General features: G+C 44.5%; 16 protein-coding genes. 3 read left to right on the top strand and 13 right to left on the bottom strand.

Features of this window, described 5'->3' with window-relative positions; genetic code table 11:
• The 13 genes from DW793_RS02585 to glmS form a co-directional block, all read right to left on the bottom strand.
• The gene (locus DW793_RS02585) at nucleotides 1–729 is read right to left on the bottom strand and encodes a Stp1/IreP family PP2C-type Ser/Thr phosphatase (RefSeq protein ID WP_022287850.1); all 729 of its coding nucleotides are present in this window, start codon (nucleotides 727–729) and stop codon (nucleotides 1–3) included.
• Between the two features lie 18 nt (nucleotides 730–747).
• Nucleotides 748–1,794, bottom strand: a complete 1,047-nt coding sequence (gene rlmN / locus DW793_RS02590) for a 23S rRNA (adenine(2503)-C(2))-methyltransferase RlmN (protein WP_022287849.1) — start codon at nucleotides 1,792–1,794, stop codon at nucleotides 748–750.
• A 4-nt stretch (nucleotides 1,795–1,798) separates the two neighbouring features.
• Nucleotides 1,799–3,115, bottom strand: coding sequence for a 16S rRNA (cytosine(967)-C(5))-methyltransferase RsmB (gene rsmB / locus DW793_RS02595; protein WP_118156981.1), 1,317 nt, complete (start codon nucleotides 3,113–3,115; stop codon nucleotides 1,799–1,801).
• A gap of 12 nt (nucleotides 3,116–3,127) precedes the next feature.
• On the bottom strand, nucleotides 3,128–4,060 hold the full coding sequence (gene fmt / locus DW793_RS02600; protein WP_118156982.1) for a methionyl-tRNA formyltransferase: 933 nt from the start codon (nucleotides 4,058–4,060) through the stop codon (nucleotides 3,128–3,130).
• On the bottom strand, nucleotides 4,060–4,299 hold the full coding sequence (locus tag DW793_RS15825; protein ID WP_390624610.1) for a peptide deformylase: 240 nt from the start codon (nucleotides 4,297–4,299) through the stop codon (nucleotides 4,060–4,062). Before DW793_RS15825 ends, fmt begins: the two co-directional genes overlap by 1 nt.
• Nucleotides 4,296–4,520, bottom strand: a complete 225-nt coding sequence (locus DW793_RS15830; protein WP_390624605.1) for a peptide deformylase — start codon at nucleotides 4,518–4,520, stop codon at nucleotides 4,296–4,298. The genes DW793_RS15825 and DW793_RS15830 overlap by 4 nt, the downstream gene beginning before the upstream one ends.
• Nucleotides 4,521–4,538: 18 nt before the next feature.
• Nucleotides 4,539–7,004: a primosomal protein N' gene (gene priA / locus DW793_RS02610; protein WP_252969626.1), complete on the bottom strand. Its 2,466-nt coding sequence runs from the start codon at nucleotides 7,002–7,004 to the stop codon at nucleotides 4,539–4,541.
• Between the two features lie 30 nt (nucleotides 7,005–7,034).
• Nucleotides 7,035–7,244 (bottom strand): DNA-directed RNA polymerase subunit omega, encoded by a 210-nt coding sequence (rpoZ, locus tag DW793_RS02615; RefSeq protein WP_022287844.1) that lies wholly within the window; start codon nucleotides 7,242–7,244, stop codon nucleotides 7,035–7,037.
• A complete protein-coding gene (gene gmk, locus DW793_RS02620) occupies nucleotides 7,234–7,878 on the bottom strand; it encodes a guanylate kinase (RefSeq protein WP_022287843.1) in 645 nt (214 codons plus the stop codon). The genes rpoZ and gmk overlap by 11 nt, the downstream gene beginning before the upstream one ends.
• A complete protein-coding gene (gene remA, locus DW793_RS02625; RefSeq protein ID WP_022287842.1) occupies nucleotides 7,871–8,128 on the bottom strand; it encodes an extracellular matrix/biofilm regulator RemA in 258 nt (85 codons plus the stop codon). Before remA ends, gmk begins: the two co-directional genes overlap by 8 nt.
• Before the next feature lie 14 nt (nucleotides 8,129–8,142).
• On the bottom strand, nucleotides 8,143–9,021 hold the full coding sequence (locus DW793_RS02630) for a YicC/YloC family endoribonuclease (protein ID WP_022287841.1): 879 nt from the start codon (nucleotides 9,019–9,021) through the stop codon (nucleotides 8,143–8,145).
• Between the two features lie 140 nt (nucleotides 9,022–9,161).
• Nucleotides 9,162–9,809 carry an HAD family hydrolase gene (locus tag DW793_RS02635; protein ID WP_118156984.1) on the bottom strand — a complete coding sequence of 216 codons (648 nt, stop codon included), beginning with the start codon at nucleotides 9,807–9,809 and terminating at the stop codon, nucleotides 9,162–9,164.
• A gap of 53 nt (nucleotides 9,810–9,862) precedes the next feature.
• Nucleotides 9,863–11,683 (bottom strand): glutamine--fructose-6-phosphate transaminase (isomerizing), encoded by a 1,821-nt coding sequence (glmS, locus tag DW793_RS02640; protein WP_118156985.1) that lies wholly within the window; start codon nucleotides 11,681–11,683, stop codon nucleotides 9,863–9,865.
• Nucleotides 11,684–11,919: 236 nt separating this feature from the next.
• Here glmS and DW793_RS02645 point away from each other — a divergent pair, with 236 nt between their 5' ends.
• The 3 genes from DW793_RS02645 (at nucleotide 11,920) to DW793_RS02655 (ending at nucleotide 15,313) form a co-directional block, all read left to right on the top strand.
• Nucleotides 11,920–12,519: a hydrolase gene (locus DW793_RS02645; RefSeq protein WP_117924342.1), complete on the top strand. Its 600-nt coding sequence runs from the start codon at nucleotides 11,920–11,922 to the stop codon at nucleotides 12,517–12,519.
• The gene (locus DW793_RS02650; protein WP_118156986.1) at nucleotides 12,516–12,962 is read left to right on the top strand and encodes a YaiI/YqxD family protein; all 447 of its coding nucleotides are present in this window, start codon (nucleotides 12,516–12,518) and stop codon (nucleotides 12,960–12,962) included. Before DW793_RS02645 ends, DW793_RS02650 begins: the two co-directional genes overlap by 4 nt.
• An 80-nt stretch (nucleotides 12,963–13,042) precedes the next feature.
• The gene (locus tag DW793_RS02655) at nucleotides 13,043–15,313 is read left to right on the top strand and encodes a glycoside hydrolase family 3 C-terminal domain-containing protein (protein WP_118156987.1); all 2,271 of its coding nucleotides are present in this window, start codon (nucleotides 13,043–13,045) and stop codon (nucleotides 15,311–15,313) included.
• Nucleotide 15,314 lies beyond the last annotated feature (1 nt).

A 15,314-nucleotide genomic window follows, 5' to 3' on the forward strand; every position in this document is an offset into this window, starting at 1 on the left:
TTAATTTGCTATTACCGCAGCAGTAATATTATCTTTACCGCCGCATTCGTTTGCGAAAGCAATAAGCTGTTTTATAGCCTCGTCAAGATTATTGCCAAACACAGTTTCATATATCATATTGTCTGTGCAATAATTGGTCAGACCGTCAGAGCAAAGCAGCACCGCAAAATTATCATTTTCTTCAAGCTCGAAATAATCGACCTCAACATCTGATTCAACGCCCACAGCCTTTGTGATAACGTTTCTCATATGATGATTTTTCGCTTCTTCTTTGGTTATCTGACCCGACCTATAAAGCATTTCCACATAAGTATGGTCAGTGGTTATCTGAGCTATACCGTCCTTGGTAAGAAGATATCCACGACTGTCGCCCACGCTCACCATATAGACGGTCTTATCCACCACCAATGCCGCAACGCAGGTAGTACCCATACCGTTTTTATCAATATCCTCCTTGCTCTTGCCATACACGATCGTATTCGCATAATGCACTGAAGTGAGCATAAGATTTCTTATGGAATTTGGTTTCATATCTTTTCGGAAATTTTCCTTGATACGTTTTACTACTGCGTCAATGGCAAGCTGACTGGCAACTCCGCCTGATGACGCTCCGCCCATACCGTCACAGACCACCGCAACGGCAACATTGTCAGCTAGAAATTCAGCATGCACTCTGTCCTGATTTTCACTGCGTTTTTTTCCGATGTCTGTATCAGACGCTATAAACAAGCGATTCACCACCTTTTATCAGATCTCATATTCTCGTCTTAGCTGACCGCAGGCAGCGTCTATATCCGCACCCAAGGTCCGCCTAACAGTAGCGTTTATCCCAAGCTTCTCCAGATATCCTCTGAATCTGTTGGCTGACTTTCTGTCAGAATGATAATTACGCTCCTTTATCTTATTAACAGGGATTATATTCACATGACAGACAAATCCGCCCAGAAGCTCCGCAAGCTCTCTTGCGTCCTCCATAGAATCGTTATGCCCGTCTATCAAAGCATATTCAAAAGAAATTCTCCTGCCTGTTACCTTAAAATAGTATCGGCAGGCGGCAAGAAGTTCGTTAATATCATACCTGTCATTAACAGGCATTATCTCGCTCCTGCTCTTATTATTGGAAGCGTGCAAAGAGATAGACAATGTTATGCCCAGCTTTTTCTCTGCAAGCTCATATATCCTCGGCACAATGCCGCAGGTAGACACTGAAACGTGCCTTAGCGACATATTAAAGCCCTTTGGACAGGACAGCACTTCAAGGAAATTCACCACATTATCAAAGTTATCCATAGGCTCGCCTATTCCCATAAGCACCACGCCTGATATCTTTCTTCCGCTGTCACGCTCAGAAGCGTATATCTGTCCCAGAATCTCCGAGGAAGTCAGATCACGCTTGAAGCCTGCAATAGTTGACGCACAAAAGCGACAGCCCATTTTACAGCCCACCTGAGTTGACACGCAAATGGTGTTTCCGTAGTTGTATTCCATTATTACGGATTCCACATGATTTCCGTCCTCAAGCTCATATAGATATTTTACAGTATTATCGGTATGAGATTCAAGCTTTTTTGACACAAATAGTGATTTTAAACAAAATTTTTCATTAAGTAGATTCCGTAATTGTACAGATAGATTAGTCATTTCATCAAAACTTGACACTCGCTTTACATGAAGCCAATCAAATATCTGCCCTGCACGGAACTTCTTTTCTCCAAGCTTTAGTATCTCGGCTTCCAGCTCGTCAGGCAGAAGCCCCAATATATCTATTTTTCCATTATCATCAAATGCTACCAAAAGATCACCTCAGCCTGATAAACTTAGCAATAAAAAATCCGTCTGAATTATATTTTGCAGGTGTAATAGACATTCTGCAAAGACCGCTGTCGCTGCCGAAAGCCTCGCCTAGCGGTGCAGGCTCAAAATCAGGGTGTTCAGCCAAAAATCTGTCTGCCACCTCATCATTTTCCGCCCTTGACAGCGTGCAGGTAGAATACACCAGCGTTCCGCCGACTTTTACATACTCCGCTGACGTTTTCAGTATATCATACTGTATTTCGGGAAGCCTGTCGAAATCTGAGGGTTCTTTATACTTTATCTCAGGTTTTCTTCTTATTACACCAAGCCCCGAACAGGGTGCGTCGCAAAGCACTTTGTCAGCCTTTGGCATTTTCTCGTCATAGACCTTAGCATTGTTGACACCTGCCCTTATGCAGTCAAGTCCAAGCCTTTTGGCACCGCTTTCAATTAGCCCTGCACGATTTTTATGCAGATCAAAAGCAAGCACTCTGCCCTTGTTGTTCATACGCTCGGCAATTGTAAAGGTCTTTCCACCAGGTGCGGCACACAGGTCAAGAGCTGTATCGTTCTCCTTAGGATCAAGCGCCGCACAGCAAAGCTGGCTCGAAAGATCCTGAACGTGTATCCTGCCCTCTTTGTAAGCCTTAGTATGCTCCACCGCTCCTGCACCGCATATCCTTATGCAATCAGGCAGGACGGACAGCCTTTCAAAGGTAATGCCCTCCTCAGCGAGCATATCCAGTGTGCTTTCAAGAGAATGAAAGACCGTGTTCACTCTTCCGGTGACAGGTGCCTGTCCCACAGAGGTTTTCAGCATTTCAAGGCAGATATCCTTACCATATTCCCTTGTCCACTTCTCCGTCAGCCATACAGGTGCGGAGTATTCTATAGAAAGCTCCTCCGTGGCATTTCTGCCCTTTGGAAGCTTTTTGTCGCTTCTTATAAACTCCCTTAGCATTGCGTTCACAAATCCGCTTGCCGCAGGATTTCTGTTTTTCTTTGCAAGCTTCACAGACTCGTCCACAGCCGCATTGTCAGGAACGGAGTCCATATATAAAAGCTGATAAAGACCCATTCTCAGGATAACTCTGACCTCAGTACCAAGCTTATTCTTAGGGTTGCGTGAATATTCCCGAATAATGTTATCAAGAGTTATCTGTCTTTCCAAAACGCCGTAGAAAAGTGCTGCGGCGAATTTCTTGTCCTGAGGTGAAAGGTCTGACCTTTCAAGGCCCTCGTCAAGAAGTATATTTGAATATGAGCCGCTGTTTTCAAGCCTTGTAAGCAGCCTTAAAACCGTTTTTCTGGCGTTTCCCATAGTTCCTCCGAATTATCCCAGCACAGTGCCGTTCTCGATATGTCTGCCTCTGAGAAAATCAGAGGTATCCATTCTCTTTGAGCCTTCAGCCTGCACCTGAGTAAATCTTATCACTCCGTCTGAGCAGGCAACGGAAAAGTCGCTGTTATCCACCACAGTGCCCGCAGGCTTTCCGCAAGGCTTTGTGGAAGCTATCTCAGACTTATATACTTTCAGCCTTTTGCCCTCAAGCACTGTAGTAGCGCATGGCCAATCAGACAGACCGCATATCTGCTTGTGTATCTTTTTCACTGGCTTTGTGAAATCTATAGGGCAAAGCTCCTTTGAGAGCATTGGTGCATAAGTCGCAAGGCTCTCGTCCTGCTTAACAGGAGTTATCTCACCCTTATCGAGCTTTTCAAGGGTATCAACAAGCACCTCTGCACCCATTTCAGCAAGTCTGTCAAAAAGCTCAGCGGCTGTTTCGTTCTCGCCAATAGGAGTAGACTTTTCCACAAGGATATCTCCCGTATCCATGCCCTCTCCCATAAGCATCGTTGTAATTCCAGTTTCAGCTTCGTCATTAAGCACAGCCCACTGTATCGGACCTGCTCCACGATATTTAGGAAGCAGCGAGCCATGGACGTTCACACAGCCAAGCCTTGGTATATCAAGCACCGACTTAGGGAGCATTTTGCCATAAGCCGCCACCACGATACAATCAGGGGCAAGGTCATTGATAATTTTAACATACTCCTCGCCGTCTTTTTTAAGGCTTTGCGGCTGATAAACAGGAGTGTCATGCTCCTGCGCAAGCACCTTTACAGGGGGCGGAGTAAGCTTATAGCCTCTGCCCTTTGGCTTATCAGGCTGAGTGAAAACAGCCTGCACCTCATATCCGCTATCATAAAGCTTTTTCAGCGTTGGTACGGCAAAATCAGGCGTACCCATGAAGATTATTTTCATTAGTCCTCGACCTCTACAAATTCTTCAACTATCTCAGTAAACAGATGACCCTCAAGGTGTGCAAGCTCATGGCAAACGCACTGTGCAAACAGCTCTGATACTTCCATTTCGTACCACTTGCCGTGTCTGTCCTGCGCCTTGAACTTAACTCTCATAGGTCTTGTAACATAGCCCCACTCGTTCGGGCATGAAAGACAGCCCTCCAGAACTCTCTGCTTTTCCTCGCTCTGCCATGTTATCTCAGGTTGATAAGCTCGTAAACCTTATCGTCGATTATTATAACGACCACTCTTCTCAGCTTTGCCACCTGTGGACCTGCAAGACCAACGCCGTTGGCGTTTTTCAGGGTTTCTGTCATATCGTCAAGAAGCTGACCAAGCTTGTCGTCAAATTCTGTAACAGGCTTGCAGACCTTGTGAAGAATCTCGTCGCTCTTATTAAGTATTTTTCTGAGTGCCATTTATTTAACTATCCTTTCTTAAAGCCCGATATCGCCGTTTATGTCGGCATATATACGAACTGTCTGATAATCTTTATTTTTATAGAACTCGCCCAGAACGTGCTTTATCATCTCACGAAAATCCGCAGTATTGCGTGTTTTCAGGATAAGTCTGTATCTGTAGCGATTATTTATCATTTCAAATGTGCATGGTGCAGGGCCTAGCGCTCTAAGGGGAAAATTCACCCTATGCTGTGAGATATACTCTTTTATAAGCTGAGTCACCCAGCGTGAAGCGCCTATTACCTTGCTTTCAAGGGGTGCTGAAAAACCTATAACGCATATATCGCAAAAAGGCGGATATGTCAGCGACTTTCTCAGTGCTATCTCCTCTTTATAAAACTCATCATAATTTTGCTCTGCCGCAAGGTTCAGCACATAATGGTCAGGCACAAAGGTCTGAATGTATGCGACCCCTGGTTTATCTCCTCTGCCGCTTCTTCCTGCCACCTGAGTGAGCAGTGAGAATGTTCTCTCATAGCTGCGAAAATCCCCTGTGAACAGTGCCTTGTCAAGGGATATGACACCCACCATTGTGACGTTCGGGAAATTAAGTCCCTTTGCTATCATTTGAGTGCCAAGCATTATATCATACTCGCCTTTCTCAAACGCCTTAAAATTCTCCTCATAGGAATATCTTGAAGAAGTGGTGTCAGCGTCCATTCGAAGAAGCCTTGCCTGCGGAAAAAGCCTTTCAAGCTCGTCCTCCACACGCTGAGTTCCCACACCGCTTGATTTGAGCCGCTGTGAGCCGCACTGTGGACAGTGCTCTATATTATCCATGGTATATCCGCAGTAGTGGCACATATACCGATCATTTTTCTTGTGATAGGTCAGGGGTATATTGCAATTAGGGCAAGCCACAGGCTGTCGGCAGTCCATGCAAGTGATATACGTTGTATAGCCACGCCTGTTTAAAAGCAGGATAGCCTGCTCTTTTTTCGCAAGCACTTCTGTGAGCTTATCACACATAACACGGCTTAGCAAGCTGTCATTGCCCTCTGCCGCTTCCTCCTGCATATCGACTATCTCAACTGCCGGCAGGGGCGACTTTGAATATCTGTTTTTAAGTTCAAACAAGTGATATCTGCCCTTTTTCGCATAATAAAAGCTCTCCAGCGACGGCGTTGCAGAAGCCATCAACAGCACGCAGTTATTAAATCCGCACCGCTGTATGGCAACATCTCGTGCATGGTATCTAGGCGTTGAGTCCGACTTATATGACGGCTCGCCCTCCTCGTCCATGATGATTATTCCCACGTTAGTGACAGGAGCAAATATTGCACTTCTTGTGCCGATAACTATTCTTGCTTCCCCACGCTTGATACGCTTGAACTCGTCAGTACGCTGTCCCAACGACAATGACGAGTGCATAACGGCTATCTTATCACCGAAAAGTGACTTGAATCTGCCGAGCATCTGCGGTGTAAGGGATATTTCAGGCACGAGCATGACCGCTGTTTTACCCATATCCATAACGCTTTTTATAAGCTTTATGAACACAGACGTCTTGCCGCTTCCCGTAACACCGTAAAGCAACGCACCTGCGGGCTTTTCGGCTTTTATAAGCCCCATTATGCCCTCATATGCCGCTGATTGTTCTTCATTTAATATGATATCGTCAGGGTCCTGCCTTTCGCCAAGCTCGCCTATGGCGTCACGCATGACCTCGTATTTATACTGCACGATAACTTTCTTGTCAGCAAGCCTTTTTAATATGCTTGAAGTGCAGTTGGTCATATAGCAGACTTCTTTCACAGAGGCACAGCCACCCTCCTCAAGAAGCTTCACCACAAGGGTCTGCTTCGGGGTAAGAGTGGTCTGTATCTCCCCTGACACATACTCGTCAGAAAGCCTTACCATGCTGACATTCTCATCACCGACTTTTCTTTTCAAAGCGTCGCTGATCTCAACATAGCCCTTATCCACAAGAGAGTCGACAGTTTTCTTCTTTCGTGCGTCATTATGCACGTCAAGAAAGCTGTCTATCTCCCTCTGACTTTTTGCACATCGGAGAAAGTCCACCACATTTTTCTCATCTTCATTTAAAGTATCCTCGTCAATGTAGGTATTGACAAGGCTGTAATGCTGTGAAAAAGTGTAGGAAAAGCCTGTAGGCACAACGGATTTGTAAGCGTCATAATAGGTGCAGAAAGTGTTTTCTTTCAGCCACATTATTATCCTCATCATTTCCTCGGTGACAAGGCTTTCCCCGTCCACCACTGAAATAACAGGCTTCAGCTTATCGTTATACTCGGCTTCCGTATACGTTCTCGAAACAAACCCTACGGCTTTGCGGTTTCCTCTGCCAAAAGGCACAAGCACACGCACTCCGCTTTTCACTTTCTGAGCCAGCTCCTCTGGCACACTATAGCTATACAGTGCGTCAAAGCTGTATGATGCACGGCTTATTGCAACCTTTGCCACGATAAAAACTCCACGCACAGCCGTACACCTCCCCATAAAAAGCCTCGATTATTTTCTGAGGCTTGGATCCTCGATTATTTTGTATTCGCCATTATAAAGCTCGTCAACTGCTGTCTTTACTGGCTTTTCATCAAGCACAAGCTTGTTGTCAAAAGCGTCACTTGTGATCTCTCTTGCTCTCTTTGCAACTGCAATAACTAGAGAATAATAGCTTTCATTGTTCTTCAAAATCTGGCTTACGGCCGGTCTAAGCATCATAATTAAGCACCTCGTCAATTAATTTCTTTGTATCATCATTTTCTGATCTGAATTTATCCGCCTTGCCGTCTTCGGCTTTCACGGAGTTCATAACTGCAACAAAATCTTCCACAGCGTCCTCTAGTCCGTCGTTCATTATCACATAATCATAACCGCCGGCTTTGCCGATCTCACCGGCAGCCTGACTTACACGGTCAGCAATAACATCATCAGACTCAGTTCCACGCTTTCTAAGCCGTCTGTCTATCTCCTTAACAGATGGTGGAAGTATAAACATCAGCACAGCTTCAGGAAAGGCTTTCTTCACCTGAAACGCACCGTTAGTTTCAATTTCAAGTATAACATCTCTGCCCTGCTCAAGATTAGCGAGAACAGGCTTCTTTGGCGTTCCGTAATAATGACCAACATAGCCTGCGTGTTCAAGAAATTCACCGCTGTCTATCATTTTCTTAAAGCTGTCATCGCTTATAAAATGATAATGAACGCCGTCCTTTTCGCCCTCTCTGGGCTTTCTTGTAGTGCAGGATATAGAATAGAACACATCTCTGTTTTTAAAGACCTCTGCAAGTATAGTTCCCTTGCCACAGCCTGAGGGAGCTGATATAACAAACAGCTTTGCATTGTTCTTATACATTGTCATCGTCCTCCTCGTCAACAGCGGCACGTCCGCCTACAGTTTCAGGTGCAACTGCCGACAGCACCACATGGTCGCTGTCCATAATAAGCACCGCTCTTGTTCTTCTGCCGTAGGTGGCGTCTATAAGAGTACCCTTATCCTTAGCTTCCTGAATGATACGCTTTATAGGCGCAGACTCAGGGGAAACTATGGCAATGACCCTTGCGGAGGACACCATATTTCCAAAACCGATATTAATAAGCTGCATATCTCACACCGCCGTTATTCGATATTCTGTATCTGCTCTCTGATCTTTTCGATCTCAGCCTTAAGATCCACCACCATTTTTGTGATAGTGAGGTCGTTAGCCTTTGAGCCGATAGTATTCACCTCACGGTTAAGCTCCTGCACAAGGAAGTCAAGCTTTCTTCCCACAGGCTCGTCCGACTTGATAAGCCCTCTGAACTGTGAGATATGGCTTCTGAGCCTTACTGTTTCCTCGTCTATTGCCACCTTATCGGCGAAAATAGCCACTTCTGTAAGTATCCTCTGCTCGTCTATGTCCTTATCGCCGAGAGTTTCCTTTATCTTTGCATAAAGTCTTTCTCTGTAGCTTTCAGTAACGCTAGGTGACTGATCTTCTATCTTGCCCACAGTTTCCTCGATATAATCAAGTCTGCCGCTGATATCGTCATACATCTTGACGCCCTCAGTTTCACGCATCTGAACAAATCTGTCCAACGCCACCTGAGCCACGTCCTTGACCTCGTTCCAGATTACTTCCTCATCATCTGTTTTCTTAACAACTGTGAACACATCAGGAAGCTTCATGATATGTGACAGTGTTATATCGTCATCAAGGTCAAGCTCGTCAGCCGCACCTCTCAGTGCGTCAAGATAGCCCTTTGCAACAGCCTTGTTAAGCTCTATCTCAGCGTCAGTACCCTCCTGATTATAGATAGAAACAGACGCCTCTACCTTGCCACGGGAAATACCGCTTTTAAGAAAGCCTTTCAGCTTTTCATCAAGATAGCCGTAGGCTCTCGGAGTTCTCGAAGTAAATTCATAATATCTGTGGTTTACAGAGCGAATCTCAACGATTATCTCTCTGCCGTTTGCCACGATATGCTCTCTGCCGAAACCGGTCATGCTTTTTATCATAGCATACCCGTCCTTTCATATAATAATATTTATGTTATCCGCTTGGTACTTAACATAGTACATCAAATTATATTATAACATCAAGCTCCGTAAATAGCAATAGTTTTTCACATTTATTTAAAATTATATTTACTTAAAATTTATATATTCTGAAATATGTCCAACAGCGACGAGCCGATATAGATATGAGGGTATTTTTCAAAATCCTCTTTAGTGGTAGAGCCAGTTGTTACTCCTGCAAAATCCACCCCTGAATTGAGTGCAGTTTCAGCGTCGATGTAGCTGTCGCCTATATAAAGCACGTCCGATTTATCCGCACCGAAACGCTCTATTATCAGGTCAAGTCCCTGCGGGTCAGGCTTTGCCCTTGTGACGTCCTCGCCTCCAACTATGATATCCACAGGCAAAGAGCCTGCCTGCCCATTGAAAGTATTGACTATCCTATAGCGATATTTCGTGGAAACTATGCCGACTTTTACCCCTGCGTTCTGCAAGGTCTGCAAAATTGCGATAGTATCGTCATAAAAATATGTTTTCTTCACCATTACCTCGTCTGCCTTTTTTACATACGCCTTGCGCATATCCTCACGCTGAGGATTGTCAGGCATATCTGTCAGCAGGTCGAAAGCGTCAACAAGGGTCATGCCTATGGTGTTGTAGATAGTCCTGTCGTCCTTTGGCGGATAACCAAACTCTTTCAAAACGTGCTTAAAGCACTCCAGAATGCCCTCGGAAGAGTCTGCAAGAGTAAGGTCAAAATCGAAAACAAAATATCTGTATTTGCTCATAATAAACTCCTTTTCAAACAGCAAGGGCAACCCTTTGCGGATTGCCCTGTATTTTATTCAACTGTAACTGATTTTGCAAGATTTCTCGGCTTATCAACATCATTGCCTCTGAGAACTGAGGTATAGTAAGCGATAAGCTGCAAAGGAACCACTGTCAGCATAGGCATGAGCAGATCGTCTATTGTCGGCAGACCGATCTTATAATCTGCCACCTCATCATCAACGTTGATATATCCGTGAGTAACAAGGACAACGTATGCTCCTCTTGCCTTGACCTCCTTGACGTTGCTTATGGTCTTGTCAAGAAGCTCTCTTTGTGTTGCAACTGCGATAACAGGCATATTGTTCGTTACCAGTGAGATAGTGCCATGCTTAAGCTCGCCTGCGGCATACGACTCAGAGTGGATATATGATATCTCCTTAAGCTTCAATGAGCCTTCCATAGAAAGCGCATAGTCAAGACCTCTGCCGATATAAAGAAGATTTTCCTTGTTTACAAGCTGTGAAGCAACATACTGACAATTATCAGGTGTTTTAAGAACAACTTCAAGCATATTAGGAACGTTCTGAAGCTCTGCTGTAAGTCTCATGCACTCCTCTTTTGAGATAGCCCCGTGAGCGTATGCTATAGCAAAGCTCAGCAGATAGAACACAGAAAGCTGAACTATATAAGCCTTTGTGGAAGCTACAGATATCTCAGGGCCTGCATGGGTGTAAAGCACCATATCAGACTCTCTTGCGATAGACGAACCTTTTACGTTTACGATAGAAAGTGTTTCAGCACCTCTCTCCTTAGCCATTCTAAGGGCTGCGAGAGTATCGGCTGTTTCTCCTGACTGTGAAACAAGAATAACAAGATCTCCCTTTGCAATGATAGGATCTCTGTATCTGAACTCGGAAGCCATATCCACTGTAACAGGCACCCTGCCAATCTTTTCAAGCACATACTTGCCCACAAGACCTGCGTGCATAGCAGTACCGCAGGCAACAACGAAGATGTTGTTATAGCCCTTGAGTCTGTCATATGTAAGACCACACTCTTCAAGGTTTGGCATACCGTCAACTATTCTTGGTGTGATAGTTGTTTTTATGGCTGTTGGCTGTTCGTGAATCTCTTTGAGCATAAAGTGAGCATATCCGCCTTTCTCAGCGGCTTCCATATCAAAGTCAGCAACGAGCATCTCTTTCTCAACTGGCATTCCGTGAACGTCAAAAAACCCCACCTTGCCATCGTCAAGAACAGCTATCTCGTTCTCGTCAAGAAGATAGTAATTCTTCGTATATTTCAGTATTGCAGGCACATCAGAAGCTATAAAAGCTTCGTCCTCGCCAACTGCAACGATAAGAGGAGAATCCTTTCTTACTGCATATATTCTTCTTGGAAAATCCTTGAATATGATGCCGAGAGCATATGAACCCTCTATCTCAGCAAGAACCTTCTGTATTGTCGCCATAGGGTCGCCCTCATAATAATAATCAAGAAGCTTTGCAACTGTTTCTGTATCTGTCTGAGATTCAAAGATATATCCCTTTTTCAGCAGAAAATCCTTGATAGTTCTGTAGTTTTCAATGATACCATTATGAACGATAGAAATATTCGCATTTCCGTGAGGGTGTGAATTTATATCAGACGGCTCGCCGTGTGTAGCCCAGCGTGTGTGACCTATACCGCAAGTACCGTTGAGCCAGCCCTCTCTTTTAAGCTTTTCTTCAAGGTCAGCAAGTCTGCCCTTTGTCTTTTTTGTCTTGATAGCATCGTTCTCAAAAACAGCTATTCCTGCTGAGTCATAACCTCTGTATTCAAGCTTTGACAGTGAGTCAAGCAGCACCTTTGTACAATCCTTTTTTCCCACATAGCCTACTATTCCGCACATGTATAAGCAACTCCTTTCATTCTCATTTGTTAAAAATCATTAAATTTCTTATATTTTTCCAAACCATATCCACATAAATATAATATATCATAGCATATTTTGCATGAAAAAGCAATAGCAAATGCAAAAATTAGCGAAAAGTACTGTTAATCTTACAAAAAATATGTTATAATTAGTTTGGTAAAACTAAAACGCTAAAGCTTATCATAATATAATATTTTTACAGGAGGTCAACTATGTCAAAGGTAACAGAACTTAAAGACAAATTCGTTGAGATCTACACAGAAAACATAAAGCGCCCGGGTTCGGAAAAGCTGCTCAATTATCTGCTTTCAGAAAGCAGCGACTTCTTTGTTGCACCTGCTTCTACAAGATACCACGGAGCATACGAGGGTGGCTTGTGCGAACACAGCATACACGTTTATGAGTGCCTGAAAAGCTATCTGGAGCGTGAGCGTGTAAAGGAAGATTACAACATGGAATACTCTGACGAGAGCATTGCTATCGTTTCACTGCTTCATGACATCTGCAAGGTAAATCTTTACAGAGTAAGCTACCGCAACGCCAAGAACGAACAGGGCGTGTGGGAGAAAGTCCCATACTATGAATTTCACGAAACACTGCCATATGGTCACGGCGAAAAGTCGGTCTACATAGTAAGCAGCTATATGCGACTGACCCGTGAGGAAGCCATGGCTATACGCTGGCACATGGGCTTTTCAGGAGAAGAAAACAAGAACAGTATCGGTCTTGCCCTTGAAATGTATCCCCTCGCACTGGCGACCCACATTGCAGATATGGAATCTACATTTTGTATAGAAGGCGGCAAGGCGTGAGGATACTTATAGACGCTGACGGCTGTCCTGTTACGAATATCTCAGTTTCTATAAGCAAAAGCCATGGGCTTGAATGTATCATAGTTTGCGACAGCTCGCATATTTTCAGCTCTGACTATGCACAAGTGATAACTGTCGACAAGGGTGCAGACAGTGCAGACATGAAGCTTGTGAACATCGCTCTAAAGGGCGATATTGCCGTGACGCAGGATTATGGTCTTGCGGCAATGTGTCTTGCAAGAAACGTCCTTGCTCTGGACCAGAACGGCAGGATATATGACAGCTCCAACATTGACGCACTGCTTCTATCAAGACATACTGCAAAGAAGATACGCAGAAGCGGTGGCAGGCTCAAAGGTCCGCCAAAGCGCACCAAACAGCAGGACGAGGATTTCAGGGTGGCTCTTACCAAACTAATCGAAGATAATATTAACTTTATGTAAAATATGCACAAAATATATAGAATTTCATAGAAAATTGTGTTACAATCAAACTATAGTTTTATAGAAAAGAGGTTTTCACAATGAACATAGACAAGATTTTGAAGGAACTCACACTTGAAGAAAAAGCTTCATTGTGCTCAGGCTCTGACTTCTGGCACACTGAGGAAATAAAAAGGCTGGATATACCAAGCATAATGGTGTCTGACGGCCCTCACGGACTTAGAAAAATGCGTGATGATACAGACAATCCTAACGAAGCTATCAAGGCAGTATGCTTCCCATGTGCCTGCGCACTTGCCTGCTCTTTTGACAGAAAGCTGCTTACAACTCTCGGCAAGGCTCTTGGCGAGGAGTGTCAGGCTGAGGACGTTTCCGTTATACTTGGTCCCGGCTGTAACATAAAGCGTTCACCACTTTGCGGCAGAAACTTTGAATACTTCTCAGAAGACCCTTATCTTGCTTCACAGCTTGCCACAGCACACATAAAGGGCGTTCAGAGCAAGGGCGTAGGAACTTCCCTTAAACACTTTGCCATGAACAATCAGGAAACAAGACGTATGAGCTATTCTGCCAACGTTGATGAGAGAACGTTCCATGAGATATATTTAAGTGCCTTTGAAACACCAGTCAAGGAAGCAAAGCCTTGGACAGTGATGTGTTCATACAACCGCATAAACGGCGAATACTCCTCACAGAACAAGCTTCTGCTTACTGATATACTCAGAAACGAATGGGGCTATGATGGACTTGTAGTTAGCGATTGGGGCGCAGTTGATGACAGACCTCTTGGCGTTGCTGCAGGTCTTGACCTTGAGATGCCTACCAGCAACGGCAAAAATGATGAGCTTATCATAGAAGCCGTAAACAACGGCTCACTTTCAATGAAAGACCTTGACAAGGCTGTTAGAAACGTGCTTACGCTTATTCAGAAAGCCGAGGACGGCTATGCCCCTGCAACAAAGTGGGATAAAGAAAAACAGCATGAACTTGCAGGCAAGATAGAGTCCGAATGTGCGGTACTGCTCAAAAATGATGATAAGATACTGCCGCTTGACAAGTCTGCAAAGATAGCTTTCATTGGCGAATTTGCCGACAAGCCACGTTATCAGGGCGGCGGAAGCTCTCACATAAATTCATTTAAGGTGACTTCTGCTCTTGAAGCAGTCAAGGGCATGGATAATATCACATACGCACAGGGCTTCGTCACAGACCGTGACGAAACTGTTGACGAGCTTCTCGATGAAGCTGTGGAGCTTGCCAAGAACAGCGATATTGCCGTTATCTTCGCAGGTCTGCCCGAAAGCTTTGAGTCTGAGGGCTTTGACAGAAAGCATATGAGAATGCCTGATTGTCAGCTCAAGCTTATTGATGAAGTTGCTAAGGTAAATGAAAACGTTGTTATCGTTCTCCACAACGGCTCGGCTGTTGAAATGCCGTTTGCAGATAAGGTGAAGGGCATACTTGAAATGTATCTTGGCGGACAGAACATCGGCACTGCTGAAAAGGCTCTGCTTTTTGGCGAAGCTAACCCTAGCGGAAAGCTTGCGGAAACTTTCCCTGAAAAGCTTTCACATAATCCTTCTTATCTTAATTTCCCGGGAAATATGGACGATGTTGACTATGCCGAGGGAATTTTCGTGGGCTACAGATATTATGATGAAAAGGGCATAAAGCCACTGTTCCCATTTGGTCACGGACTTTCATACACAACCTTTGAATACAGCAATCTTACTGTTTCAGAAAACGAGATAAAAGACGACAAGACCCTGACGGTCATGGTGGACATAACAAACACAGGCGACAGAGACGGTATGGAGATCGTTCAGCTTTACGTTTCAGACAAGGAAAGCTCAGTTCGCAGACCTGTCCGTGAGCTTAAGGGCTTTGAAAAGCTTTTCCTTAAAGCTGGCGAGACCAAAAAGGCTGTGTTCCACCTTGATAAGCGTTCATTTGCATACTATGAGCCTGATATACACGATTGGTTCGTTGAATACGGTGAGTTTATTATAGAGGCAGGCTCTTCTTCAAGAGATATCAGACTTTCGACTTCTGTTTATGTATCTTCAGATACAAAACTCCCAGTGCATTTCACCTTGAACACCACCTGTGGCGAGATAAATTCTATCCCAGAGGGCAGAGCTATGTTCGAGGACATTTTAAGCCAAATAGACTGCGGTTTTGGCGACACGGCTTCCGACGATCTTGGCGCTTCTGCAAAGGAAATGATGGAAGCAATGATAAGAGATATGCCACTGAGAACCCTTGTTACATTTGCAAATGTTCCTGACATCACAAGAGCGAAGATGTCAGAAATGGTGGAAAATCTCAACGAAATGCTTGCAGAAAAATAAC

It is taken from the genome of Ruminococcus sp. AM31-15AC, assembly GCF_003462045.1.
Lineage (GTDB): Bacteria > Bacillota > Clostridia > Oscillospirales > Ruminococcaceae > Hominimerdicola > Hominimerdicola aceti.